The following is a 22,805-nucleotide window of genomic DNA, read 5'->3' as shown; positions in this document are numbered from 1 at the left end:
CTACAGCCATTTACCGGAGATGCGATGCGGGCTTTGCTTGATGACCGGTTTGTCTTGACCGAACCAGTCAGCTTCCCGAATCAACTTCATGGCTTCCCGTCGCTGCTCAGGATCGAGTCGATCGATGAACAGAATGCCGTCGAGGTGATCGGTCTCATGCTGGATGGCGCGGGCCAGTAACTCGGTGCCTTCGATGGCGACCGGCTCACCATGCATGTTGAAGCCCTTGGCCACCACGCCGAACGAGCGGCGGGTGTCAGCGTAGATGCCCGGAATCGACAGGCATCCTTCCTCGCCCTCTTGCAGGTCTTCGGACAGGTCCAGCGAGGGATTCACCAAGTGACCCACCTCGTTGTCCACGAACCAGGTGAACACTCGCAGCCCCACCCCCAACTGCGGAGCGGCTAAACCGGCCCCGGAGGCTTCCTGCATGGTGTCGGTGAGATCCTTGACCAGTCGGCGCAACTCTTTGTCGAAGGTCTCCACCGGAACCGCCGGGGTGCGTAGCACCGGATCGCCAAACAACCGGATTTCTTGTACGGGCACGGGACCTCCTTGCGGTGTTCTCCAGCCTACTGGCTACCTGGAGCGTGACTCAGTCCAGTTCCATGGGATCGACCTGAACCCGCACTGGCGGGCCAGACCGAGAGCTGGTTGCGCGGGCTACCACCGCCTGCCGCACCGCCGTAACCAACTGATTGCCCTTGGGTGCGGTCAGCAGCGTCCTGACCCCGGAAGCCATCTCCCGCGGACCCAACACTCGCACCTCGGCAGCAGCGGCTACCACGGCGGCCACGAGATCGGCTACGGCGTCAGCAGCGCCATCCAACTGCACGAGTCGCCGGACCGGTGGCAGCTCCGCCGCTTGCCGTTGCGCCAACTCCTCGCGAGCAAACTCCTGCGGATTCCAGCGAATCAGCGCCTGCACTGCCGAGTCGGTCGGATCCGCATTGATCATCACCGGGGCCCCCGGCCGCACCAGCGCGGCGGCGTTGATCCAACGGCGCACAGCATTCTCGCCAGCCCGAGCATCGGGAAACCACAGATCCTGCTGTGCGTCGGGGAAGTAGGCGGCAGCGAAACCGCCGGGAACAGGTGGCTCCATACCCGGGGTGGCCACCACGATCGCAGCTGACGAATCGCCTTCGCTGCTCCCAGCCATGCGCAGTGCCACCGATTCTTTCGGGAATAGCCGGGCCACCTCCTCGGCGGTACGCCCCGCACCCACCCGCACGGCCCGCAGTTGCTGGCCACCACAGTCGGGGCAACGGTAGTCACCCGCCCAGTTGCAGCGACGGCAACGGGCACCACCGCGGTCCAACTCCACGGCAGCGTCACATTCCGGGCAGGAAGCGGGTAGCCGACAGTTTTGGCAGGCTGTCACCGGCACATATCCAGCTCTCGCCACCTGGATCAGCACCGGACCCACCGCGAGGCCCCGCCGGAGAACGTCCACGGCCGCTTGCGGGAATCTGCGAACGAGATCCAGTGGCGAGTAGACCCGATCCTCGGTAGCTGACACTTGCGGTCGGTCGCGCAGCGATGGCGGGCTGGTCGATAGTTCCGTCGCCCAACCACGCTCGATCAGCCGCTGCGCATCGCAGCTGCGCGAGTGGGAGGCAATCAGCAGACCACAACCGGACAAGTGACTGCGCAGCACCAATACCTCCCGGGCGTGCGGGTAAGGCGCGTGTGGTTCCGCATGACTCGGATCACTGTCATCCCAGATGATCGCCAAGCCGAGATCGGCTACCGGGGCAAAGGCAGCCGTTCGGGTTCCGATAACGATTCGGGCGGTGCCCGCGAGCGCGGCCAGGAAGTTTTGATAGCGGACGGAGGGGCCATCGTCAGCGCGCAGCACCGCTATCGGATGAGTGGTCGTCGCGCGCAGTCGCTGTTCGACTTGGGCGATGTCCGTGGCGTCGGGGAGCACAAGCAACGCTCCCCGACCACTATCAGCAGTTGCCGTCGCTGCCTGGGTGATTGCTTCCACCCAATCGATGCGAGGGGGACAACTCCACACACCCCGACCGCCGCTGGGCAATCCGATCAATGGCGCATGCTGGTGGTGAGTTGGCTGCTGGACGGTATCCGCAGCGGCCGCCAGCGATTGCTGCCACTGGACCTCAACTGCGGCGGCTCGGGGCGGCACCGCCAGCCGCACCACGTCGCTGACACTGCCGGCGTAGTGCTGAGCTACTGCCTGACACAGTTGCAGCACCGCATCGGTGAGCACCGGCACCGGGGAGACCACCGCATCGAGGGGTCGAACCGGACCGTCGTAGTTGGGATCGCCGCCCTGAGCCACGATGAAGCCGGTCAGTTTCTGTCCCGCAACGGTGACTTTGACCCGGGCACCCACTACGGCTCGATCGACGGCGTTGGAAGGTACGGCGAAGTCCAGCAACCGATCCAATTGCGGTAGCGGTGAATCCAGCAATACCTGTACCCGACCAGCAACTGCAGCAGCAGTGGACTTACGACTGGGGCGGGGCAGCAAGCCGCCCCGCGGGCCGATCAGCGGGATCTGATCGGTCACTGCCGCATCAGCCGCGGACGGCGCGGGCCAACGCGTCGGCCCGGTCGGTCCGCTCCCAGGTGAAGTCGGGCTTTTCGCGACCGAAATGCCCGTAGGCAGCCGTCTGCTGGTAGATCGGACGCAGGAGATCCAGATCAGCGATGATCGCTGCTGGCCGAAGATCGAAGGTGTCCTTGACCGCGGTCACGATCTGATCGGTCGGCACCGATTCGGTACCGAAGGTCTCCACGAACAGCCCCACCGGGTGAGCTTTGCCAATGGCGTAGGCAACCTGCATCTCGCAGCGGTCGGCGAGACCTGCGGCGACTACGTTCTTGGCCACCCAACGCATGGCGTAGGCGGCGGATCGGTCCACCTTGGACGGGTCCTTTCCGGAGAAGGCGCCACCGCCGTGGCGGGCCATGCCGCCGTAGGTGTCCACGATGATCTTCCGTCCGGTCAAACCCGCGTCTCCCATGGGACCGCCGATCTCAAACTTGCCGGTCGGGTTGACCAACAGGCGAAAGCCGTCACTGGCCAAGCCGTACTCGGCCAAGACGGTCTCGACAACGTGTTTGCGCAGATCGGGGGTAAGCATTCCCTCCAAGGAGACATCGCGGGCATGCTGCGTGCTGATCACGATGGTGTCCACCCGGGCAGGCTTGTCGCCGTCGTACTCGATGGTGACCTGGGTTTTGCCATCGGGCCTCAGGTACGGCAGCAGGCCATCGTGGCGCACTCGGGACAGTGCGTAGGACATCGAGTGGGCCAATGAGATGGGCAACGGCATCAGTTGGTCAGTATCCCGGCAGGCATAGCCAAACATCAGACCTTGATCGCCCGCGCCCTGGGCGTCCAGCGGATCAGCGCTGTGCTCGACCCGTTCTTCCATAGCGTCGTCGACGCCTTGGGCAATGTCCGGCGACTGCTTGCCAATAGACACCGACACCCCGCAAGAGTCCCCGTCAAATCCTTTGACCGAGGAGTCGTACCCGATGTCCAACACAACCTGGCGCACAATCTCAATGACGTCGGCAAAACCCTGAGTGCGGACCTCGCCAGCCACGTGCACCTGACCAGTGGTCAGCAGTGACTCGACCGCGACCCGGCTACCGGGATCCTGTCGCAGCAGGTCGTCCAAGATGGCATCGCTGATTTGGTCCGCCATCTTGTCGGGGTGCCCCTCGGTGACTGATTCCGAGGTGAACAGTCGCTTGGTCATTGGTGTGCCCCTTTTCCCAGGTCAATCTGATCATCACCCGCCAGTATCAGTTCCCCTGCGACTGGTTGGTGCTGTTCCTGTCGTGATGTTGTTCGGCATTTAGTTGTCTTGCGATGATCACCGACTGGTGCCGGCCGGATTGCGATCGCTAACCGCAGCCCCACTCTGATGAGTCAGTGATCTCACACAGTGTTCTTACGCTACTCGCACATCCCGACTAATCGTTCAGGGGGGCGATGAAGGTCTGACGAGTCGGACAGCGGCACTTGCTACGGCGCCGACCTCCGAAAAGCGATCACGGCATCCCAGACTTGATCGGCTATTCGCGACTTGTCAGCGCGCGGCAGCGACTGCTGTCCGCCAACTCGGTCCAGGATGATCACTTGGTTCTCGGCCCGTTCGAATACTGCGCCCCCGGACACGTCATTAACCACCAGCAGATCGCAGCCCTTGGCTGCTAGTTTCTTCCGACCGTATTCAATAACCGCGGCAGCCTCGTCACCGGTTTCAGCGGCAAAACCGACAATCGTCTGCCCCTCGCTCTTGTTGGCCACCAATGCGCGCAGGATGTCGGGGTTTCGCTCCAGGGCGATCGCGGTGGGTTCGACTGCAGAGTCTTTCTTGAGTTTGACGTCACTGACATCAGCCGGCCGGAAATCAGCAACGGCCGCTGCCATGGTGACAATGTCCGCGCTGGCGGCGTGCTGTTGTACCGCACCTGCCAACTCCGCAGCAGTTTCTACCGAAACTACCGTCACCGCGGTAGGTGCTGGCAGGGCCACGTTGGCACTGACCAAAACCACATTCGCACCCCGGCGAGCCGCTCCCGCGGCTAGCGCGTATCCCTGTCGGCCGGAGGATCGGTTGCCGAGGAATCGCACCGGGTCGAGTGGTTCGCGAGTGCCACCCGCACTCACAACGACCCGCACACCAGCCAGGTCTTGCGGCCCCAGCAGTTTGATAGCGCTGCGGTAGATCTCTTCCGGCTCCGGCAGCCGGCCTGGCCCAGAGTCGCTGCCAGTGAGCCGACCGATAGCAGGTGCCATGACCGTCACCCCCCGCTCGCGCAGGGTTGCAACGTTGGCAGCGGTTGCTGGGTGCTGCCACATTTCGGTGTGCATCGCGGGGGCAAACAGCACTGGGCAGGTGGCTGTCAGCAATGTCGCGCTCAGTAGATCGTCGGCCCGGCCGACGGCAGCACGAGCGATCAGATCAGCGGTGGCCGGGGCTATCACGACTAGGTCTGCTCGCTGCCCTACTGCGACGTGATTAACTTCGTGAACTCGATCCCACACTTCGGTGCTGACCGGATTGCCAGACAGCGCGGCCCAGGTGGCCTCGCCAACAAAGTTCAACGCCGCGGCCGTGGGAACTACCGTGACATCGTGACCAGTTTCAGTGAACTGGCGGACCAGCGATGGCACCTTGTAGGCGGCAATACCTCCGCCTACTCCTACGACGACGGTGGCCATAACCGTCGTTAGTCGTTCTGCTCGATCTCAGCGGTGTCGACCGCCACGAGTTCGGGCTCAGTGCTCTCCTCGACGACCTCAGCCTCAGCGGCCGGTTCGTCACCACCCTCATCAACACTGGCGACGAGGAGTCCGGCGTGGATTTCCCGCATGGCAATGCTCATGGGCTTCTCTTGGGGCTGCGTCTCAACCAGTGGTCCCACGTACTCCAGCAGGTAATCACCCATCTGTGAGTAGTAGCCAGTGATTTGCCGCGCCCGCCGGGCAGCGTAGATGACGAGGGAGTATTTGGACTCGGTGGTCTGCAGCAGTTCGTCGATGGAGGGATGGGTCACTCCCTGCGGACGGTTGGTATTCGTAGTCACAATCGCCTTCCGATGCTTTCGTACCGATCATTGCGGCATTTGCCACAATGGTGCCCGACCGTTGCTGACCTGGCGAGGCACCATACCGACGTCCACGCTGGCGGCGAGAGGATCGATCGTGGTGATGCGAGGGCACCTGAGTGTCGCGCTACCGACGTCAGACGCCGGCCTGTTCGCACCATGCTAGCAACTCATTGACGGTGGCTGTTACCTCCGAGTTGACGAAGACCTGATCAAACTCGCCAATTGCTGCCATTTCCTCACTCGCGCGAGCAAGTCGGCCACGCGCTACCTCGACAGATTCAGTCCCCCGACCGAGCAGTCGCCGCTCCAGTTCCGCCTCATCTGGTGGCGCGATGAAGACCAGCAGCGCCTCCGGAAAGTTGCGCCGCACCTGTCGGGCCCCTTCAAGGTCAATCTCCAGCAGGACCGACGTTTCCTCCGAAATCCGGGCATCTACCGGCTTGCGCTGCGTCCCGTACAGGTTGTCGGCGTACTGCGCCCATTCCAGAAAACCCTGGGAATCCGCCATCCGCCGGAACTCCTCAGCACTGACGAAGAAGTACTCCCGGCCGTCTTGCTCACCGGGCCGGGGTTGCCGAGTAGTAGTCGATATCGATAACCAGATATCTGCCCGCCTGCGCAGCAGCTCAGCGATCACCGTGCCCTTGCCAACCCCTGACGGCCCGCTCACGACCACTAGTCGACCACTCATACCGCCGCCACCAGTCGCTCTCGCTGCCGCTCCCCCAATTGTCCGATGCGCCGTTGTCCGCTGATGTCCTGGCGCACCAGTAACTCCTCAGCGTGGGTTCGCCCGATTCCCGGTAAAGCCAGCAGCACTTCCCCCACACGCAGTCGCATGGCTGCCTGCCCTCGCTCGTCGTCCTCGGCCACGATGCGGAACAAATCGGTCAGATCGATCCGACCGGTACTCAACTGCCTCTTGAGTTCGGCACGAACGCGTCGAGCGGCGGTCGCTTTCTCTCGACCAGCGGCACGCTGGTGCTCGGTCATCGCCGGCGGAGAGTTCCGGGAACTCACTGCGCATCCTGAGCAGCTGCGATCTCGGCAGCAATCTCCGCGGCTGCTGCCGCCGGATCTGCCGCAGTCGTAATCGGACGACCCACCACCAAGACATCAGCACCGTCGGCGATGGCCGCGGCAGGGGTTGCCACCCGCGCCTGATCGTTCGCGGCCGAACCGGCCGGTCGAATGCCGGGGGTGATGAGGATGGGTTGCGGACCCAGCACCGCACGTAAAGACGCCGCCTCTTGCGCCGAAGCCACAACGGCCCGCGCTCCCGCCGCGACCGCAGTACTGGCCCAGCGAGGCACCAAGTCAGCGGCCGCGGGCAGACCCAACTGGTCCAACTCCGCGGCGTCCAACGACGTCAGTACCGTGACCGCAGCAATGGCCGTATCCGGTAGTTCCGCTGCGGCAGCCGTAACCATGGCCGTGCCGCCGGCGGCATGTACGGTCAACACGTCCGGCTGGAGATCGCCAATCGCACGAGCGCCGCCGGCAACTGTCGCGGGAATGTCGTGCAGCTTCAAATCCAAGAACAAACCACAGTCGGGCGCAGTTTGCCGCACTTGCGCCACCCCCGCCGCACCATTCCGTAGGTAGAACTCCAAGCCGAGTTTCACCAACGTCGCGTGCGGACCGACCTGCTGCGCCCACGTCTGGGCTTGATCGACTGAGGTGGTGTCTAGCGCCACTGCCAGACCGCTGATCCGCGTCATACCCGTTCCTCCTGGTGAGCGCATCCTAGGAGAGCCGGGAGACCGCCCTCCCGTCGGGCCGCAATATCGGTCAACTCATCTCGCACGCGGGTCCCGGCGGCGGGATCGTTCAGCAACGCGGTACCCACCGATACTGCCTTCGCGCCCGCCATAATCATTTCTACGGCATCGGCACCAGTGCGAACGCCACCGCTGGCGATGATCGGCACGTCTGGCATGGCGGCGTACACCTCCCACACTGCCCGCAACGCGATCGGTTTGATAGCCGGACCCGACAACCCGCCGATGGTGGCGCCCAGACTCGGCTGTTCGGCAGTTGCGTCGATACCCATAGCTCGCACTGCGTTGATCAGGGATAAACCGTCGGCGCCCGCACCAGCACAAGCCCGAGCCACGCCGACGATATCGGTGGTGTCGCCTGCCAGTTTCGCGAATACCGGCACGCCCACCGCAGTGTTGCGCCGTACGGCATGCACCACGCCACCGGCTGCACCGGCCTCCATGGCAAACGGGAACCGGCCGGGTTCCACTACCGGGTTAGACAGATTGACCTCGATTGCCAAGATTCCGGCTGCCTGCCTTAGTCGCTGGGCCAACCGGGCATAGTCAGCGGCACTATCGGCCGCGATCGACGCGATGACCGGAACACCTCGGTCAACGAGCCACGGCAATTCATCGGTGAGGAACTGTTCAACACCGGGGCCGGGCAATCCCAGTGCGTTGACCAGTCCAGCGGGTGTCTCCGCGATCCGTGGCGACGGCAGGCCAGCACGCGGTTCCGCTGTGATGCTGCGAGTGATGACAGCGCCGAAGCCGGCGAGCTCTGCCTGCGGTGGTAGTTCCCGACCGGTGCCAGCGCAACCGGCGGCAGCGAAGATCGGATGGGCGAACTCAATCCCCGCAATAGCTATGGACATGCTCATGGCTGCTCCGCCGCTGCGCCCAGACAATCTCCCGGCACGGTACCGAGGTCATCCCACCGCACCAGATCAGCGGCGAAGACCGGCCCCTCAGTACAACTACGCACCATCCGGGTAATGCCGTCTCTGCCCCGGATCGGTATGGCACACAGCGTGCAGGTCCGGCTGCCACAGACCAACGGGGTGTCGATAGCGGCTTGATGCGGCAGGTTCACCTGCGCAGCCGCTGCCGCAACTACGCGCACCTGTTCGGCAGACCCGGCGGAATAGACGACATCGACGTTGTCAGCCATGGCTTCGGCTAGGACCGTGGCAGAGATAGCCGCACCGGTGAGATCAGCGATTTCTGAACTGAAGCGTCGAGCGGCCAGCACTCCGAAGGGTGGCGCCTCACCAACCAAGAGCAAGCGCACCCGACTGCCCCGCTCAACCAGTTCCTCCGCCAGTCGAATCAGTGACGCCGATGCACTCCCCATCCCCACCAACAGACAGGAGACCGGATCACGTGGCAACGAAAACGGCCGACCCAGCGGCGCGATGACATCCACCTTGGCCGAGTCCGGCTGGCTCGTTAGCCAGGCACCGCCCGGCTCGTGCACATCCACCGCCACCGACAGCGTGCCGCCGTGACGGCCACCCGCCGTCGCCTCGCTGATCCACAGCGCCCGGCGCAACAGCAGCGCGGAGTCAGGACCAGCGATGCGCAGTGAGGCGAACTGCCCCGGTCGAGCAGTAGCCGCACCCGCGACCGCCGCCAAGGTCACTACCGCGTAGCGATCAGTGACCCGCTTGGCCATGACGGTGGCGGGCCATTGCGCCGCGGAGCTCACCCGAGTTCCTCCCGGCGCAGTTCGTGAATGTCCCGGGCGTGCTCTTGTAGCGACCGCACCCCCACCTCGGAACTGCGCTGAGCTTCGATGCCTTGGACTGCGGCTGCCAGACCAGCGGTGGTAGTGATGCACGGGACCGCCCGCGAAACTGCCGCAGTACGAATCTCGTTGCCGTCCAATCGGGTACCAACACCGAAGGGCGTGTTCACAATCAGGTCCACGTCCCCGGCCATGATCGCCTGCACGGTGGTGGGCTCGCCGTTGGGACCGGGACCCTCGCGCTGTTTGCGCACCACACCGACCTTGAGGCCATTGCGACGCAGAATCTCAGCAGTACCGGCCGTTGCCACAATCTCGAATCCGAGATCAGCCAACCGCTTCAACGGGAAGATCATCGAACGCTTGTCTCGATTGGCAACGCTGATCAGCGCTCGACCCGCATTGGGCAAGCCACCGGCGTAGGCACCGGACTGTGATTTGGCGAACGCGGTACCAAAGGATGAGTCGATGCCCATGACTTCACCGGTGGAGCGCATCTCTGGCCCGAGCACGGTGTCTACCCCGTGGAACCGGCCGAAGGGCAGCACCGCTTCCTTCACCGCGATTGGTGATCCGATCGGCAGCGATCCGCCATCGCCAGACTCCGGCAGAATGCCTTCCTGCCGTAGTTGCGGAATGGTCTCCCCCATCATTACCCGGGCTGCCGCCTTGGCCAGCGGTACCGCAGTGGCTTTGGAGACGAACGGGACGGTGCGGGATGCGCGCGGGTTGGCCTCTAGGACGTAGAGCACATCCCCGGACAGCGCATATTGCACATTCATCAGACCGCGAACACCGATGCCGGCAGCCAGGTCACGTGTGGAGCGACGGATTCGTTCCACTTCGGCTTGGCCGAGAGTGATCGGGGGTAGCGCACAGGCTGAATCCCCGGAGTGAATACCGGCCTCTTCGATGTGCTCCATGACGCCGCCGAGATACAGGTCCTCGCCGTCGAACAGGGCGTCCACGTCAATCTCAATCGCGTCATCGAGGAAGCGATCCACCAGCACCGGATGATCCGGGTTGATCTCGGTGGCTCGTTGCAGGAATCCCGCAAGCATGTCGTCGTCATAGACGATCTCCATGCCTCGGCCGCCCAAGACGTAGGACGGACGAACCAGCACCGGGTAGCCGATCTCATGAGCGATGTCGCGAGCTTCATCGAAGGAGAACGCAGTGCCGTGCTTGGGAGCCGGCAGATCCACATCTGCCAGCACCCGACCGAAGGCACCCCGATCTTCGGCGAGATGAATCGACTCTGGCGAGGTCCCGACGATGGGTAGCCCCAGATCCTTTAGTGACTGCGCCAGACCCAGCGGGGTCTGGCCACCCAACTGCACGATGACCCCGACAACCTCACCGCTTTGGCTCTCAGCGTGGTAAATCTCCAGCACATCCTCCAAGGTGAGTGGCTCGAAGTAGAGCCGATCGGAGGTGTCGTAGTCGGTGGAAACGGTCTCGGGGTTGCAGTTCACCATGATGGTTTCGAAGTCCTGCTCCCGTAGCGTCAATGCGGCATGGACGCAGGAGTAGTCGAACTCGATTCCCTGACCGATTCGGTTGGGACCCGAGCCCAGAATGATCACCTTCGGGCGATCTCCGGACTCCACTTCGGTCTCGGAGTCGTAACTGGAGTAGTGGTAGGGAGTGCGGGCCGCGAACTCAGCGGCACAGGTGTCCACCGTCTTGTAGACCGGCCGAATACCCAGCGCTTGCCGCACGCCCCGCACCACCGACTCTGGGAGTCCGATGATGCCACCGATCTGTAAGTCCGAGAAGCCGTGCCGCTTCGCTACCGCAACCAGATCTTCCTGCAGCACTCCGGCCGTAGCTAGTTCTTCGGCGATGTCGTTGAGCAGGACGATCTGGTCAAGGAACCACGGGTCGATACCAGTGGCCTCATGGGCTTGCGCCACTGTCGCGCCGCCCCACAGTGCCTGCTGCACCAACCGCAGCCGCCCGTCGCGCGGGGTTGCCGCTTGTTCCAGCAGCGCGGCAGGATCAGCAGGTGGCTCACCGTTCCAGTCAAACTGTGCTTCCGGCCGCTCCAGCGAACGCAGCGCCTTCTGCAATGCTTCGGTGAAGTTGCGACCGATCGCCATGGCTTCGCCCACGCTCTTCATCGTGGTAGTGAGCACATCGTCGGCGCCGGGGAACTTCTCAAAGGCGAATCGCGGGACCTTCACCACGATGTAGTCCAAAGCCGGTTCGAAGGAGGCCGGAGTTTCCTGGGTGATGTCGTTGGGAATTTCGTCCAACGTGTAGCCAACGGCTAGCCGAGCTGCGATCTTGGCGATCGGGAATCCGGTGGCCTTACTGGCTAGTGCGCTGGACCGCGATACCCGTGGGTTCATCTCGATCACGATGATGCGACCGTCGGCGGGGTTCACTGCGAACTGAATATTGCAGCCGCCGGTGTCCACCCCAACCGCACGAATGATGTCGATGCCGATGTCCCGGAGCCGCTGATATTCCCGATCCGTCAGGGTGAGCGCAGGCGCTACCGTGATGGAGTCACCGGTGTGCACGCCCATCGGGTCGAGGTTCTCAATGGAGCACACGACGACAACGTTGTCGTTCTTGTCGCGCATCAGCTCAAGTTCGTATTCCTTCCAGCCCATGATCGACTCTTCCAACAGCACCTCGGTGGTAGGGCTGGCTTGCAGCCCCGCACCGGCGATGCGCCGCAGGTCGTCGGGATCGTAGGCAAAACCAGAGCCAGCGCCGCCCATTGTGAACGACGGCCGCACCACCACCGGGTAGTTGAGTTCTTCAGCTGCCGCAAGACACTCATCGAGTGTGTGGCAGATCCGGCTGCGGGCAGACTCGGCACCAATAGCTTCCACAATGCCGCGGAACTCTTCCCGGTTCTCGCCTCGCTCGATCGCGTCAATATCTGCACCAATCAACTCCAAGTTGTACTTGGTGAGAATGCCCGCCCGATCCAACGCAGTGGCGGCGTTCAAAGCGGTTTGACCGCCCAGGGTGGGCAGCAGTGCGTCGGGGCGTTCCTTGGCAATGATCCGCTCCAACACATCTACCGTGATCGGTTCGACGTAGGTGGCGTCAGCGAACTCCGGGTCCGTCATGATCGTGGCCGGATTGCTATTGACCAGCACCACCCGCAGTCCCTCAGATTTCAACACTCGACAGGCCTGAGTTCCGGAGTAGTCAAACTCGCAGGCTTGGCCGATGACGATTGGACCTGAGCCAATCACCATCACCGAAGAGATGTCATCACGCAGTGGCATCGGAACCCCCCTGAATCAGTTCAGTGAATCTGTCGAATAAGTAGGCAGCGTCGTGCGGCCCGGCGGCGGCCTCCGGGTGGTATTGGACGCTGAAGGCGCGGCCGCTAAGCAGCCGCAGCCCTTCCACCACATCGTCATTGAGACACACGTGGCTGACCTCCGCGTCGCCATACGGTGTCTCGAACGAACCTTCCAGCGGCGCTTTCACCGCGAAGCCGTGGTTGTGCGCGGTCACCGCTACCCGACCAGTCGCGTTGTCGCGAACCGGTTGGTTCACCCCGCGATGGCCAAACTTGAGTTTGTAAGTAGAAAGCCCCAGGGCTCGGCCGAAAACCTGGTTGCCAAAGCAAATACCGAACAACGGTCGATCAGCCGCCAGCACCGCCTGCACCAGTCCCACTGCGTGGTCAGCAGTCGCCGGATCTCCCGGGCCATTGGAAAGGAAGAAACCGTCAGCCTCGGTGGCAAGCAAATCAGCGGTGCTGATCGTGGCCGGCAGCACCAGCACCCGTAGACCGCGCTCCGCCATCCGATGAGGCGTCATGGCCTTGATGCCCAGGTCCACGGCCGCCACTGTGGCTAGTGGTTCACCGTCCGGCTCAATCACATACGACTCCGGAGTGGTGACATCCGCGGTGAGATTTGCCCCAGCCATCTGCGGACTGGCCTGCACCTCCGCGACCATGTCGGCGTCAGAACGCACCGCCTCGCCAGCGAAAATACCGACGCGCATCACGCCACGGTCTCGCAAGTGCCGCGTGACCGCCCGAGTGTCGATCCCACTGATACCGACAACGCCGGCATCACGTAGATCGTCGTCCAGCTCGCGGCGGGACCGCCAGTTGCTCGCACGGGGCGCTGGGTCGCGCACGACGTAGCCGGAGACCCAGATGCGGCGAGACTCTGGATCCTCATCGTTCATGCCGGTGTTGCCGATGTGCGGGGCAGTCTGGATCACCACCTGTCGGTGATACGACGGGTCTGTCAGGGTTTCTTGATACCCAGTCATCGCGGTAGTGAAGACCGCCTCGCCGAAGGTCGTCCCGGCCGCGCCGTAACTGTAGCCCCGGTGACAGGTGCCATCCTCTAGTACCAACACCGCCGAATCTCGTTGCGTCATCAGACATCCTCCTCGTTCGCGCTGGCTCCTGGCACCGATGCCAGCATGTCACTCGCCCAACCCCGGACCACTAGATGGTCCTGCGGGTCGGCGAACCAGATCCCTGACACCACTTCGGTGTCGCCCCATTGCCAGGTGATGGTCAAGATTCCGTGCTTGCCGTAGAACTTCTGCAGCATCCCCGGCGTGCTGCCCACCTCGCGGAGGTCGGCGCCCGGGACCAGCAAGGGCGGCTCCCCTTCCCGATCCAGCAGGAGGCCGGCGGCGGTGGGGCTGACCTCGACCCGAGCCATGGCGCCACCGGCCACAATCCGGTCCAGCCAGTCCCCAGCGCGAACGGTGCCGATGTATTTGCCGGTGATGCCCGATTGCAGCGGCTGGGCTCCCGCCGCATCCGGCGGCAGGGCAAAGTCCTGCCGATGACGGCGACTACGCCAGCCACGACGCAGCAGCGCTAACGCCAACAGAATGACAACGAGCGTCGCCCCGGTGAGCAGCAGCCGAAGCGGCCAATTGGTGACCTGCGCCTGCTCGCTCAACTCCATCACCACTGCAATTCTCCGTCCAGCAAGGTGGCGGTGCCACGGAAGAACGTGGCGACGACTCGACCTGGTAGCTCCATCCCCCGGAACGGACTGTTGCGGGCCACGCCAGGGAAGTGAGCTGGATTGACCTGGGACCGAGCTGCCGGGTCGAAGAGCACAATGTTGCCCGGCTCGCCCTCCGCAACCGGCCGGCCCTGATCAGTCACCCGACCGATCGTTGCCGGACTGGCCGACATGCGTTCCGCAACCCCAGCCCAGTCCAGTAGCCCGGTTTCCACCATGCTGGCGGTCACCACCGACAGCGCGGTTGGCAGTCCGATCATGCCGAAAGCCGCTGCCGCCCACTCGCAGTCTTTATCCTCACCAGTGTGCGGAGCGTGATCGGTGGCGACGATATCGATGGTTCCATCCGCCAGTCCCTCACGTAACGCCATCACGTCAGCCTCGGTACGCAGCGGTGGATTGACCTTGAAGACCGGATCGTAGCCCGCAACAAGTTCGTCGGTAAGCAGTAGATGATGTGGCGTCACTTCTGCCGTCACGTCAATACCGCGGGACTTGGCGCGCCGGATGATATCGACACTGCCCGCAGTCGATACATGGCAAACATGCAGCCGCGAACCGACGTGTTCGGTGAGCAGCACATCTCGGGCGATGATCGCTTCCTCCGCGACAGCGGGCCAACCCTGTAGCCCGAGCCGGGCAGACACCACGCCCTCATTCATCTGTGCAGCAACCGTCAACTGGGGGTCTTGCGCATGCTGGGCAATGACGCCGTCGAATGCCTTGACGTATTCCAATGCACGTCGCATCAGCAGCGAGTCGGCCACACAGTGGCCATCGTCGCTGAAGACCCGCACCGCGGCACTGGAGTCAGCCATGGCACCTAGTTCGGCGAGGTGTTCGCCCGCTAAGCCGCGGGTGACGGCACCTACCGGTCGGACCTGGCAGTAGCCAGCGGCCTCACCAAGTCGGTACACCTGTTCAACAACTCCCGCCGTATCGGCGACCGGATCAGTGTTGGCCATGGCATGAACAGCAGTAAAGCCACCGGTGGCCGCTGCCGCGGTACCGGAGGCGACCGTCTCGGCATCTTCCCGGCCCGGTTCACGCAAGTGGGCGTGTAGGTCAACGAGTCCCGGCAGCGCGACAAGCCCGGCACCGTCAATCCGCTCTGCGTCGGCTGCGTCCAGATCACCAGGAGTTCCGATGGCGGCAATGACCCCGTCGCGCAGCAAGATGTCAGCCGGACCTAGACCCAGCGGGCTGACCCCTGCCAGCAGGTAACTGGAACTCATGCCACCACTCCTGATCCCTCGCGGGCACCGCCTACCAGCAGGTAGAGCACCGCCATTCGCACGCTCACGCCATTACTCACTTGCTCGAGGATCACCGCCCGATCGGAGTCAGCAATGTCATCGCCGATCTCCATTCCGCGGACCATCGGTCCGGGGTGCAAGATGATGGACTTTTCCGGTAGCAGTCGGGCACGAGCGGCATCCAGCCCGTACCGCCGGCTGTATTCGCGGGTGCTGGGGAAGAAGTCCGCTTTCATTCGCTCGGCCTGCACCCGCAACATCATCACCGCATCAACGTGCGGCAAAACGTCATCCAGGTCGTAGTTGACTTTCACAGGCCACGCTTCGGCGCCCACCGGGATCAGCGTAGGCGGGGCAACCAGAGTGACCTCGGCTCCCAAGGTGTGCAGCAACCACGCGTTGGAACGCGCTACCCGGCTATGCAGGATGTCACCGACGATGGCAACTCGTAGACCAGACAGATCACCCTGGCCGCCACGTAGGTGACGGCGCATGGTGTAGGCATCCAGCAAGGCCTGGGTGGGATGTTCGTGGGTACCGTCACCAGCGTTGATGACCGCACCGTCAATCCAACCTGCTGAGGCCAATCGCATCGGCGCTCCAGAGGCCCCGTGTCGGATCACGACGGCATCCGCACCCATCGCCTGCAGCGTGAGGGCAGTGTCTTTTAACGACTCACCCTTGGAAACGCTGGAACCTTTCGCGCTGAAGTTGATGACATCGGCCGAGAGCCGTTTGGCTGCCGCTTCGAACGAGATGCGGGTTCGGGTGGAGTCCTCGAAGAAGAGATTGACGACAGTTCGACCACGCAGCGCTGGCAACTTCTTGACTGACCTGTCGGTGAGGTTCCCCATCTCAGCCGCAGTGTCCAAGATCTGGACTGCGTCGTCGCGATTGATGTCGGCAGTGGAGAGCAGATGTTCGATCACAGCACGCCCTCCGCCTCGCGGATGAGCACAATCTCATCCAAGCCGTCGATCTCTGACAACCGCACGCGAACGCTCTCGCCGCGATGCGTGGGCAAGTTCTTGCCGACATGATCCGCGCGGATGGGCAACTCCCGGTGCCCTCGATCTACAAGGACGGCAAGCCGCACGATCCGGGGTCGACCGATGTCATGCAACGCGTCTAGTGCCGCGCGCACGGTTCGACCGGAGAACAGCACATCGTCGACGAGTACGACTGTCTTGCCGTCGATGCCCTGCGGTGGGATGACGGTCTGGCCGAGCGCTCGGGCAGGACGCAAACTCAAGTCATCGCGGTACATGGTGACGTCCACCGATCCGGATGGCACCGGTACGCCTTCGGCAACCGAGATGCGATCGGCTAGCCGCTGCGCCAGAACGGCACCTCGGGTGGGAATCCCGAGGACCACCAAATCTCGCGCGCCGCGAGCGGATTCAATGATTTCGTGGGAAATGCGGGTAAGCGCCCGATTGAGATCATCAGCATCGAGGACTACCGGACCGGCAATCTGTTCCGGTCGAATTTCACTGGGCATCGCAATGCCACCTCCTTCGCCGCCTCACGGGACGACTGGTTAAAGGACAGTTGCCTTACGATAACAGCCAACTTGCCCGTCACCGTGGCGGGCATCAGCGCATGATTCGGCCGGTCTCCGGCCACGATCGACGGATATCCAACAATGTACGGTCACCCTCCGTAAAAATGAAACTCAGCAAAAATTCGCCAAATTAGCCACGATCCGTCGTAAATCCCGCGCTACTGTGACTCAAATCTCACAGATCGTGGTGGCTGGCGATGAGTCGATTACGTAACGTAGATGCTGATACGGGCTCAGCACAGCAAACATCACCTGCTGCTGCGATGTGCGCGACAACCAGGAGGACCGGCGATGGCCACGGAATACGCACGAGCGCTAGGCGGACGACTGCGAGCGATCAGAAAGCAGCAAGGGCTGTCGCTGCAAGGAGTCGAAGAGAAGTCCGACGGGGTCTGGAAAGCCGTCGTAATCGGCTCCTACGAACGTGGCGATCGTGCAGTGACCGTCGCCAAACTGGCCCAACTTGCCGACTTCTACGGCGTGCCAGTAGGCGTACTCCTGCCAGGTGGTGCGGCGAGTGCCTCGCAGGCGCCACCCACACGGGTAGTCATGGACCTCGAGAAACTAGCTAACGTCCCGCCGGACAAGTCGGGACCGCTCAACCGCTACCTGTCCGCGATCCAAGCGCAGCGGGGTGACTACAACGGTCGGGTGCTTACCGTTCGGTCCGATGATTTGCGGACGCTGGCAGTCATCTACGACACCACTCCCGGGGTACTCGCCGAGGAGCTCGTCGCTTGGGGAGTACTCAATGCTGATGCCCCCAAGTCACTCGAGGAGTAGCGGCTCACCCAACGGCGCGTGGTCACTTCAACTGAAGCGACCACGCGCCTCTGCACGTTAACCATGTCCGACGGTGTGAACTCGCATCCCATTGGTAGTCCCAGGAACGCCCGGTGGCACGCCGGCCACAATCACAAGTTTTTCACCGAGCGCTACTCGGCCAATGGCCAGCAGCGACGTGTCCACCTGCTGCACCAGATCATCCGTGTGCCGTACCTGCGGAGCCATAAACGTCTCCACACCCCAGACCAAGGCCAGTCTGCTGCGAACCTCGGGATTGGGGGTGAAAGCCAACAGCGGGATAGTCGATCGATGTCGGGAAATCAGTCGAGCGGTCGAACCCGTCTCGGTGAAGGCAATCATGTACTTGGCCCCCACGTCATGAGCGACGCTGACCGCAGCCCGGGTAATTGCACGAGCAGTTGACCCAGCTGACTCGGGCGGGGCAACATTCAGCCGCTCCAATGCCTCGGTCTCGACGTGTTCAATGATCGTCGACATGGTGTCCACGACGTGGGGTGGGTTCACCCCGACACTGGTCTCCCCCGACAGCATCAGTGCGTCAGTGCCATCTAGCACTGCGTTGGCGACATCGGACACCTCGGCACGAGTGGGGCGGCTTGCGGTCATCATCGAGTCCAACATCTGGGTGGCAACGATCACCGGCTTGCCTGCCCGACGACACAAGTCAATGGCTCGTTTCTGTTCCAGCGGGACCTCCTCAAGTTGGAGTTCCACACCCAGATCGCCGCGCGCCACCATCACGCCATTGAATGCAGCGACAATCTCATCTAACCGATGAATCGCCTGTGGTTTCTCAACCTTGGCTAGTACTGGGAGCCGTCGACCTTCTTCGTCCATGATCCGATGCAGCAGATCAATGTCCTCTGGCGAGCGCACAAACGAGAGCGCCACCATGTCGATACCGAGTCGGATCGCCCAGCGCAGATCGCGTTCATCCTTCTCCGTGAGCGCAGGTGCGGACACCGCCACGCCGGGCAAGTTCAACCCTTTGTGATCCGACAGCGTGCCACCTTCGACTACTCGGGTGTGCACCCGCGGACCATCAACTTTGATCGTCTCTACAGTGACCCGACCGTCATCAATGAGGATCAGATCTCCGACGGTTACGTCGCGGGGCAGGTCGGCATAGGTGGTGGAGCAGCGCTGACTGCCACCCGGAATATCTTCCGTGGTGATGGTGAACTCGTCGCCCTCACCGACATCGACTGGACCGGTAGCAAAAGAGCCCAACCGGATTTTGGGGCCCTGCAGGTCAGCTAGGGTTCCCACGCCGCGCCCTACCTCATCACCGGCTCGACGAACGTCCTCATATGCGCGTTCGTGGTCGGCATGACTGCCGTGGCTGAGGTTGAAGCGAGCAACGTCCATCCCCGCACTCACTAGTTGCCGGGTGGTATCGAAACCCGCGGTAGCCGGCCCTAGGGTGCAGACAATCTTTGCTCGGCGCATATAGCGGACTCTATCGCCGGAAAGGCGGCGTCGCAGACACTAGCGTCCACCCGCTACTCGCCGCTCAGAAGCCCAAGACCTTCTTACGCTGCGCTTCGTACTCTTCCGCCGTGATGACGCCCGCTTCTTTCAGCTCTTCCAGTCGCTTCAACTGGGCGATCTGATCATCGGCACTGCTTGCGGGAGCCGGCGCAGGCGCGGGTGCCGGGGCCGGGGCGGGTGCCGGGGCCGGGGCGGCCTGCTGTTGAACCTCCTGTTGGGTCCACTTTTCATTCTGCCGGCGGGCTACTCGGCCCGACACTGCTGTCGCAGTTCCGGCGACTACCGCGGTACGGGTCGCGGCACGGATCAATCCTGGCATGGGGTCATACCTCCTCGGTTGCTTCTAACTCTTCAATAGCGTCAAGTGTGTCCAAGATGTCCTGCACCGGAACCCGGCCACCAGCGACAGCTTCGCCGCCAGCACGCCGCAGCGCGGTAGCGAACGGTGCGGCCCAAGTGTTCTCGTACACCAATACTGCACCGATTCGGCCTGGTAGTAGGACTGAGGCCGCTTCGGCGAGATCATCATCGTCGAGCAGTCCGGTGGTAGCACCGTCCAGCAGTCCCAGTTCGGCGGCTACCAGCGGAGTGACGTCAGCCAGCTCCATCTGCACGTAGTTACCGTCTTCGCCCTTGACGATAATCGCCATATCCAGCACCCGGATGATGCCGCGACGCACGACGTCGAGTAGGTGAGGTAGCGCCTCACCCGTCGGGCCAGACTCTGGGTATTCCACGACTAGATAGTCGATCGGCCCAATTTCGAGATCTTCCTCGCTCACATGTCCTCCAGTTTCGCTCTGGCTTACACCAGACCAGCACGTCGACGATAAGCGCCTTCCCAGTTGTCCGCCTGTTGAAGCGAGGCCTGGTGAAACGCCTGTCGCGCCTACCTTACAAGCATGACCGAGGAAGCGGTGGCTGGCCCAGTGATTGGCTGCAACTACGCCAGTACCCAGCCAACAGGCCTTGGTTAACTCGTTATCGGCAGGTCGCCCTTGTCGATGGCCGCCAAGAAAGCGCGGTAGTCATTCGTGGCCTTAGCCGCGGCCTGCTCCGAGAAATCGCCAATCGACCCAACCAGAGATTTGCCCCGACCGAGATAGCCGGCGATTTCGTGTCGGTCGCCCGTCCGCGCATGTGCCCGCGCCAACGCCCAACCACACAGTCCGACAAACACCGGTAATCCTCGCTCACCGGTCCGGGCTAGATCGAGCGCGCCCTTCCAATCCCGCAATTGCGACATCACCCACTGCCGCTGCACCCCAGTGTGATCAGCGAACTGCAGTTCGCCTAAGAACGGCTCCGGAGCCGCCTGAATCAGCCTTCGTCCCACGATCAACTGCCCGGCGGCCGAGCCGGCAGCTTCAGTTGCGTCATCTGCCAGGACCGAACTGAATGCCCCCTGCAAAGCCACAATCAACGGTTCTTCGGCACCGGCTGGCCCAAGCAGTAGTCCGGCATACACCGGGACGTTGGTGTCCGACACCGAGCCAATCAACCTGGCGAGATCAACCAGCCGGTAGTGACCAAGCAGTTGCGCCCGACTGGGCCCCAAAGTGTCGAGATGTTGCTGCCAGGCTTTCTTTGCTGCAGTGAGTACGGCAGCGCCGTCCGCTGCCAACGCCGCCACCGGCTCCAGCAACGGTGGCTTACTGCGGAACCGCAACTCACCATCCACTGCTTTCGTCATCTTGCGAGCAGCCCGAGCCCCCGTGCGACTCCGCGCCCGCTTCATGCCACGCAGAATCTCGGCCAACGTCTTTGCGCCCGAGGGCTCAGCCCACCGCGACAGCACCAGATTTGAGGTGAGCCGGGAGTACCACATATCCACAGTCGACTCGTCGGCAAAGCCACGCATCGCGTCCTGATAGCTTTTCGCCGCGACTTCGGCTAGAGCACGGCTACGCGACCTACTCAGTCCAGCTTCCTGGCCGGCGACCACCGCGGTGACTGCTAGTCGCTTGAGGTCCCAGTCAAAGGGTCCCCGGCAGGTGTCTGCGAAGGAGAGCCCATCGAACACGAAGGAGTGCGCGACTGTCGCGTGACCACCGAAGTTATGCACGTGAGCATCACCTAGTAGTTGAACCGAGAGACCGGTGTTGGGCTGGACCGCCAAGTCCGCAGCCATCACCGAACCAGAGCCCAAAAGATAGTTCAGCCTATTCTTGGCAAGCAGGGCATTGCGGATCGGCTGGATATCTTCCGGGCATCGGCTGGATTGCTCCGCAATGATCTGCAGCGCACTGCGATCACTGGCAGCAAAGTCACCAAACTCCTTACGGGGTAGTTTTTTGCGCAGTGCCTTACCACGAGCGGTGCTGTCCGCCGCTACGTTCTTTGCCGTCATGGAAAACTCCGGATTCTGCTGCTAGGCGGCAGCACTCGGCTGTTCAGCGGTCTCGGCTGGCACCGGCGGAAACGGGTGCGCAGGATCTCGACCTGAAAGATATTTCAGCACCGCGTAGACACTGGACGCAATCGGGATGGCGATTAGTGCCCCCACAATACCGAGCGTGATCGCACCCACGGCAATGATCGAGACGATAGCGAGTGGGTGGAGTTGCACTGTCTTACCCATGACCAACGGCTGTAGCACGTCACCATCGAACGAACCCACGATCACGGTCAGCAGCACTACCAAAAGCGCGGTCGTCGGACCCATGGTGGCAAGCGCAACTAGCGCCGCCAGTAGCGTTGCGATCGGGGCGCCAATCACTGGAATAAAGGCCCCAATGAACACCACAGCCGCCAGCACCGGCGCAAGTGGTACCCCCAAAATCAGCAGACCGGCGAACACCAGCAAGGCGTCACAAATGGCTACTAGGACCACGCCGCGGGTATAGCCAGCAAGAGTATGCCAGGCAAGATGCCCACAGACATCGACGCCGGCCCGCGCCCGCTCAGGTGTCCAACTAACCGCCCACTGCCAGATCTTGTCGCCAGAGTTCATGAAGAACAACGTGCCGAACAAGTAGACCGACCCGGCCACGATGATTGTGCCGATAGTTCCCAGTTGCGCCACCAAGTCCGACACCGCGGCGGAACCTAAGCTTTCCAGCAGACTGGCACCTTGCTGCTGCAGCGATCCGATCTGATCGGAGGACAACTGAAGTGGGCCCTTGGCCAGCCACTCCTGAATCTCGTTGAAACCCGCCGATATCGCTTCGGCCAATGCTGGACCTTGGCTAATGATGGAACCAATGACCTGCACCAGCAGATAGGTTCCCACGACAACGATGATCAACAACGACAGCACTACTGCCAACGCCTTGGGCATGACTTTCGTGAAGAGACGGGCAATGGGCCCAGCGAGTGCCGTGGTGAACATGGCCAGGAAGATGGCAATCGCCACCGGGAATATGGCATCAATGACGATCAGCAGGAGATAAAAGGCGAGGCCAATCAGCAGTACTCGCCAGGTGATGCCAGCCAGTGTCACCAGCATCGGTGGTACCCGCAGTGGCGGTTCGGCTGCCGCGGCGACTCCGCTTGCGGATGGCCGCGCTGAGTCCGGCGCAGCCAATGCGGTGGCTGCGGCAGGATCTTCCGCCATGTTCCCAGCCCATCTGTTGACGATGTGCTGTGAGTATGGCA

General features: G+C 62.6%; 22 protein-coding genes. 1 reads left to right on the top strand and 21 read right to left on the bottom strand.

Going from position 1 to position 22,805, the window contains the following annotated elements; genetic code table 11:
• From def to pyrR, 16 genes are all read right to left on the bottom strand, one after another.
• The gene (def, locus tag K0U62_03460; GenBank protein MCH9800577.1) at positions 1 to 546 is read right to left on the bottom strand and encodes a peptide deformylase; all 546 of its coding nucleotides are present in this window, start codon (positions 544 to 546) and stop codon (positions 1 to 3) included.
• A gap of 49 nt (positions 547 to 595) precedes the next feature.
• Complete coding sequence (locus K0U62_03455; GenBank protein MCH9800576.1) at positions 596 to 2,539, bottom strand: hypothetical protein; 1,944 nt, start codon at positions 2,537 to 2,539, stop codon at positions 596 to 598.
• A gap of 7 nt (positions 2,540 to 2,546) precedes the next feature.
• Positions 2,547 to 3,740 carry a methionine adenosyltransferase gene (gene metK / locus K0U62_03450; GenBank protein ID MCH9800575.1) on the bottom strand — a complete coding sequence of 398 codons (1,194 nt, stop codon included), beginning with the start codon at positions 3,738 to 3,740 and terminating at the stop codon, positions 2,547 to 2,549.
• Positions 3,741 to 4,009: 269 nt separating this feature from the next.
• A complete protein-coding gene (coaBC, locus tag K0U62_03445) occupies positions 4,010 to 5,212 on the bottom strand; it encodes a bifunctional phosphopantothenoylcysteine decarboxylase/phosphopantothenate--cysteine ligase CoaBC (GenBank protein MCH9800574.1) in 1,203 nt (400 codons plus the stop codon).
• A gap of 8 nt (positions 5,213 to 5,220) precedes the next feature.
• Positions 5,221 to 5,577 carry a DNA-directed RNA polymerase subunit omega gene (gene rpoZ / locus K0U62_03440; GenBank protein ID MCH9800573.1) on the bottom strand — a complete coding sequence of 119 codons (357 nt, stop codon included), beginning with the start codon at positions 5,575 to 5,577 and terminating at the stop codon, positions 5,221 to 5,223.
• Positions 5,578 to 5,734: 157 nt separating this feature from the next.
• Entirely contained in the window at positions 5,735 to 6,292 is a 558-nt protein-coding gene (gmk, locus tag K0U62_03435) for a guanylate kinase (GenBank protein MCH9800572.1), read from the bottom strand.
• Complete coding sequence (locus K0U62_03430) at positions 6,289 to 6,621, bottom strand: hypothetical protein (GenBank protein ID MCH9800571.1); 333 nt, start codon at positions 6,619 to 6,621, stop codon at positions 6,289 to 6,291. Before K0U62_03430 ends, gmk begins: the two co-directional genes overlap by 4 nt.
• Entirely contained in the window at positions 6,618 to 7,322 is a 705-nt protein-coding gene (pyrF, locus tag K0U62_03425; GenBank protein MCH9800570.1) for an orotidine-5'-phosphate decarboxylase, read from the bottom strand. Before pyrF ends, K0U62_03430 begins: the two co-directional genes overlap by 4 nt.
• Complete coding sequence (locus K0U62_03420; protein MCH9800569.1) at positions 7,319 to 8,245, bottom strand: dihydroorotate dehydrogenase; 927 nt, start codon at positions 8,243 to 8,245, stop codon at positions 7,319 to 7,321. Before K0U62_03420 ends, pyrF begins: the two co-directional genes overlap by 4 nt.
• The gene (locus tag K0U62_03415; protein MCH9800568.1) at positions 8,242 to 9,072 is read right to left on the bottom strand and encodes a dihydroorotate dehydrogenase electron transfer subunit; all 831 of its coding nucleotides are present in this window, start codon (positions 9,070 to 9,072) and stop codon (positions 8,242 to 8,244) included. The genes K0U62_03420 and K0U62_03415 overlap by 4 nt, the downstream gene beginning before the upstream one ends.
• Positions 9,069 to 12,362, bottom strand: coding sequence for a carbamoyl-phosphate synthase large subunit (gene carB / locus K0U62_03410; protein ID MCH9800567.1), 3,294 nt, complete (start codon positions 12,360 to 12,362; stop codon positions 9,069 to 9,071). Before carB ends, K0U62_03415 begins: the two co-directional genes overlap by 4 nt.
• The gene (gene carA, locus K0U62_03405; GenBank protein MCH9800566.1) at positions 12,349 to 13,482 is read right to left on the bottom strand and encodes a glutamine-hydrolyzing carbamoyl-phosphate synthase small subunit; all 1,134 of its coding nucleotides are present in this window, start codon (positions 13,480 to 13,482) and stop codon (positions 12,349 to 12,351) included. The genes carB and carA overlap by 14 nt, the downstream gene beginning before the upstream one ends.
• Positions 13,482 to 14,030, bottom strand: coding sequence for a hypothetical protein (locus K0U62_03400; protein MCH9800565.1), 549 nt, complete (start codon positions 14,028 to 14,030; stop codon positions 13,482 to 13,484). The genes carA and K0U62_03400 overlap by 1 nt, the downstream gene beginning before the upstream one ends.
• Positions 14,027 to 15,325, bottom strand: coding sequence for a dihydroorotase (locus K0U62_03395; GenBank protein ID MCH9800564.1), 1,299 nt, complete (start codon positions 15,323 to 15,325; stop codon positions 14,027 to 14,029). The genes K0U62_03400 and K0U62_03395 overlap by 4 nt, the downstream gene beginning before the upstream one ends.
• A complete protein-coding gene (locus K0U62_03390; protein MCH9800563.1) occupies positions 15,322 to 16,275 on the bottom strand; it encodes an aspartate carbamoyltransferase catalytic subunit in 954 nt (317 codons plus the stop codon). The genes K0U62_03395 and K0U62_03390 overlap by 4 nt, the downstream gene beginning before the upstream one ends.
• Positions 16,272 to 16,847: a bifunctional pyr operon transcriptional regulator/uracil phosphoribosyltransferase PyrR gene (gene pyrR, locus K0U62_03385; GenBank protein MCH9800562.1), complete on the bottom strand. Its 576-nt coding sequence runs from the start codon at positions 16,845 to 16,847 to the stop codon at positions 16,272 to 16,274. Before pyrR ends, K0U62_03390 begins: the two co-directional genes overlap by 4 nt.
• Positions 16,848 to 17,201: 354 nt before the next feature.
• Between pyrR and K0U62_03380 the strand changes: the two genes are divergently transcribed.
• Positions 17,202 to 17,693 carry a transcriptional regulator gene (locus tag K0U62_03380; GenBank protein ID MCH9800561.1) on the top strand — a complete coding sequence of 164 codons (492 nt, stop codon included), beginning with the start codon at positions 17,202 to 17,204 and terminating at the stop codon, positions 17,691 to 17,693.
• 57 nt (positions 17,694 to 17,750) lie between these two features.
• Here K0U62_03380 and pyk read toward each other — a convergent pair whose 3' ends face one another.
• The 5 genes from pyk to K0U62_03355 all read right to left on the bottom strand — a co-directional run bounded on the left by pyk (position 17,751) and on the right by K0U62_03355 (position 22,764).
• Positions 17,751 to 19,166: a pyruvate kinase gene (gene pyk / locus K0U62_03375; protein MCH9800560.1), complete on the bottom strand. Its 1,416-nt coding sequence runs from the start codon at positions 19,164 to 19,166 to the stop codon at positions 17,751 to 17,753.
• A gap of 64 nt (positions 19,167 to 19,230) precedes the next feature.
• Entirely contained in the window at positions 19,231 to 19,527 is a 297-nt protein-coding gene (locus K0U62_03370; protein ID MCH9800559.1) for an SHOCT domain-containing protein, read from the bottom strand.
• A gap of 4 nt (positions 19,528 to 19,531) precedes the next feature.
• The gene (locus tag K0U62_03365; protein MCH9800558.1) at positions 19,532 to 19,990 is read right to left on the bottom strand and encodes a DUF1269 domain-containing protein; all 459 of its coding nucleotides are present in this window, start codon (positions 19,988 to 19,990) and stop codon (positions 19,532 to 19,534) included.
• Positions 19,991 to 20,181: 191 nt separating this feature from the next.
• A complete protein-coding gene (locus K0U62_03360; protein MCH9800557.1) occupies positions 20,182 to 21,558 on the bottom strand; it encodes a DUF2252 domain-containing protein in 1,377 nt (458 codons plus the stop codon).
• 21 nt (positions 21,559 to 21,579) lie between these two features.
• On the bottom strand, positions 21,580 to 22,764 hold the full coding sequence (locus tag K0U62_03355) for an AI-2E family transporter (protein ID MCH9800556.1): 1,185 nt from the start codon (positions 22,762 to 22,764) through the stop codon (positions 21,580 to 21,582).
• Positions 22,765 to 22,805 lie beyond the last annotated feature (41 nt).

It is taken from the genome of Actinomycetes bacterium (genome assembly GCA_022599915.1).
Lineage (GTDB): Bacteria > Actinomycetota > Actinomycetes > S36-B12.
The sequence above is the reverse complement of the archived record's forward strand: the minus strand, read 5'-3'. Positions and strand labels throughout refer to the sequence as shown.

What these genes read in the sequence shown, in the direction of transcription:
- metK (MCH9800575.1), bottom strand. Translation starts at nt 3,740, where the DNA reads ATGACCAAGCGACTGTTCACCTCGGAATCAGTCACCGAGGGGCACCCC.
- coaBC (MCH9800574.1), bottom strand. Translation starts at nt 5,212, where the DNA reads ATGGCCACCGTCGTCGTAGGAGTAGGCGGAGGTATTGCCGCCTACAAG.
- gmk (MCH9800572.1), bottom strand. Translation starts at nt 6,292, where the DNA reads ATGAGTGGTCGACTAGTGGTCGTGAGCGGGCCGTCAGGGGTTGGCAAG.
- pyrF (MCH9800570.1), bottom strand. Translation starts at nt 7,322, where the DNA reads ATGACGCGGATCAGCGGTCTGGCAGTGGCGCTAGACACCACCTCAGTC.
- K0U62_03420 (MCH9800569.1), bottom strand. Translation starts at nt 8,245, where the DNA reads ATGAGCATGTCCATAGCTATTGCGGGGATTGAGTTCGCCCATCCGATC.
- carB (MCH9800567.1), bottom strand. Translation starts at nt 12,362, where the DNA reads ATGCCACTGCGTGATGACATCTCTTCGGTGATGGTGATTGGCTCAGGT.
- carA (MCH9800566.1), bottom strand. Translation starts at nt 13,482, where the DNA reads ATGACGCAACGAGATTCGGCGGTGTTGGTACTAGAGGATGGCACCTGT.
- K0U62_03395 (MCH9800564.1), bottom strand. Translation starts at nt 15,325, where the DNA reads ATGAGTTCCAGTTACCTGCTGGCAGGGGTCAGCCCGCTGGGTCTAGGT.
- pyrR (MCH9800562.1), bottom strand. Translation starts at nt 16,847, where the DNA reads ATGCCCAGTGAAATTCGACCGGAACAGATTGCCGGTCCGGTAGTCCTC.
- K0U62_03380 (MCH9800561.1), top strand. Translation starts at nt 17,202, where the DNA reads ATGGCCACGGAATACGCACGAGCGCTAGGCGGACGACTGCGAGCGATC.
- pyk (MCH9800560.1), bottom strand. Translation starts at nt 19,166, where the DNA reads ATGCGCCGAGCAAAGATTGTCTGCACCCTAGGGCCGGCTACCGCGGGT.
- K0U62_03370 (MCH9800559.1), bottom strand. Translation starts at nt 19,527, where the DNA reads ATGCCAGGATTGATCCGTGCCGCGACCCGTACCGCGGTAGTCGCCGGA.
- K0U62_03360 (MCH9800557.1), bottom strand. Translation starts at nt 21,558, where the DNA reads ATGACGGCAAAGAACGTAGCGGCGGACAGCACCGCTCGTGGTAAGGCA.
- K0U62_03355 (MCH9800556.1), bottom strand. Translation starts at nt 22,764, where the DNA reads ATGGCGGAAGATCCTGCCGCAGCCACCGCATTGGCTGCGCCGGACTCA.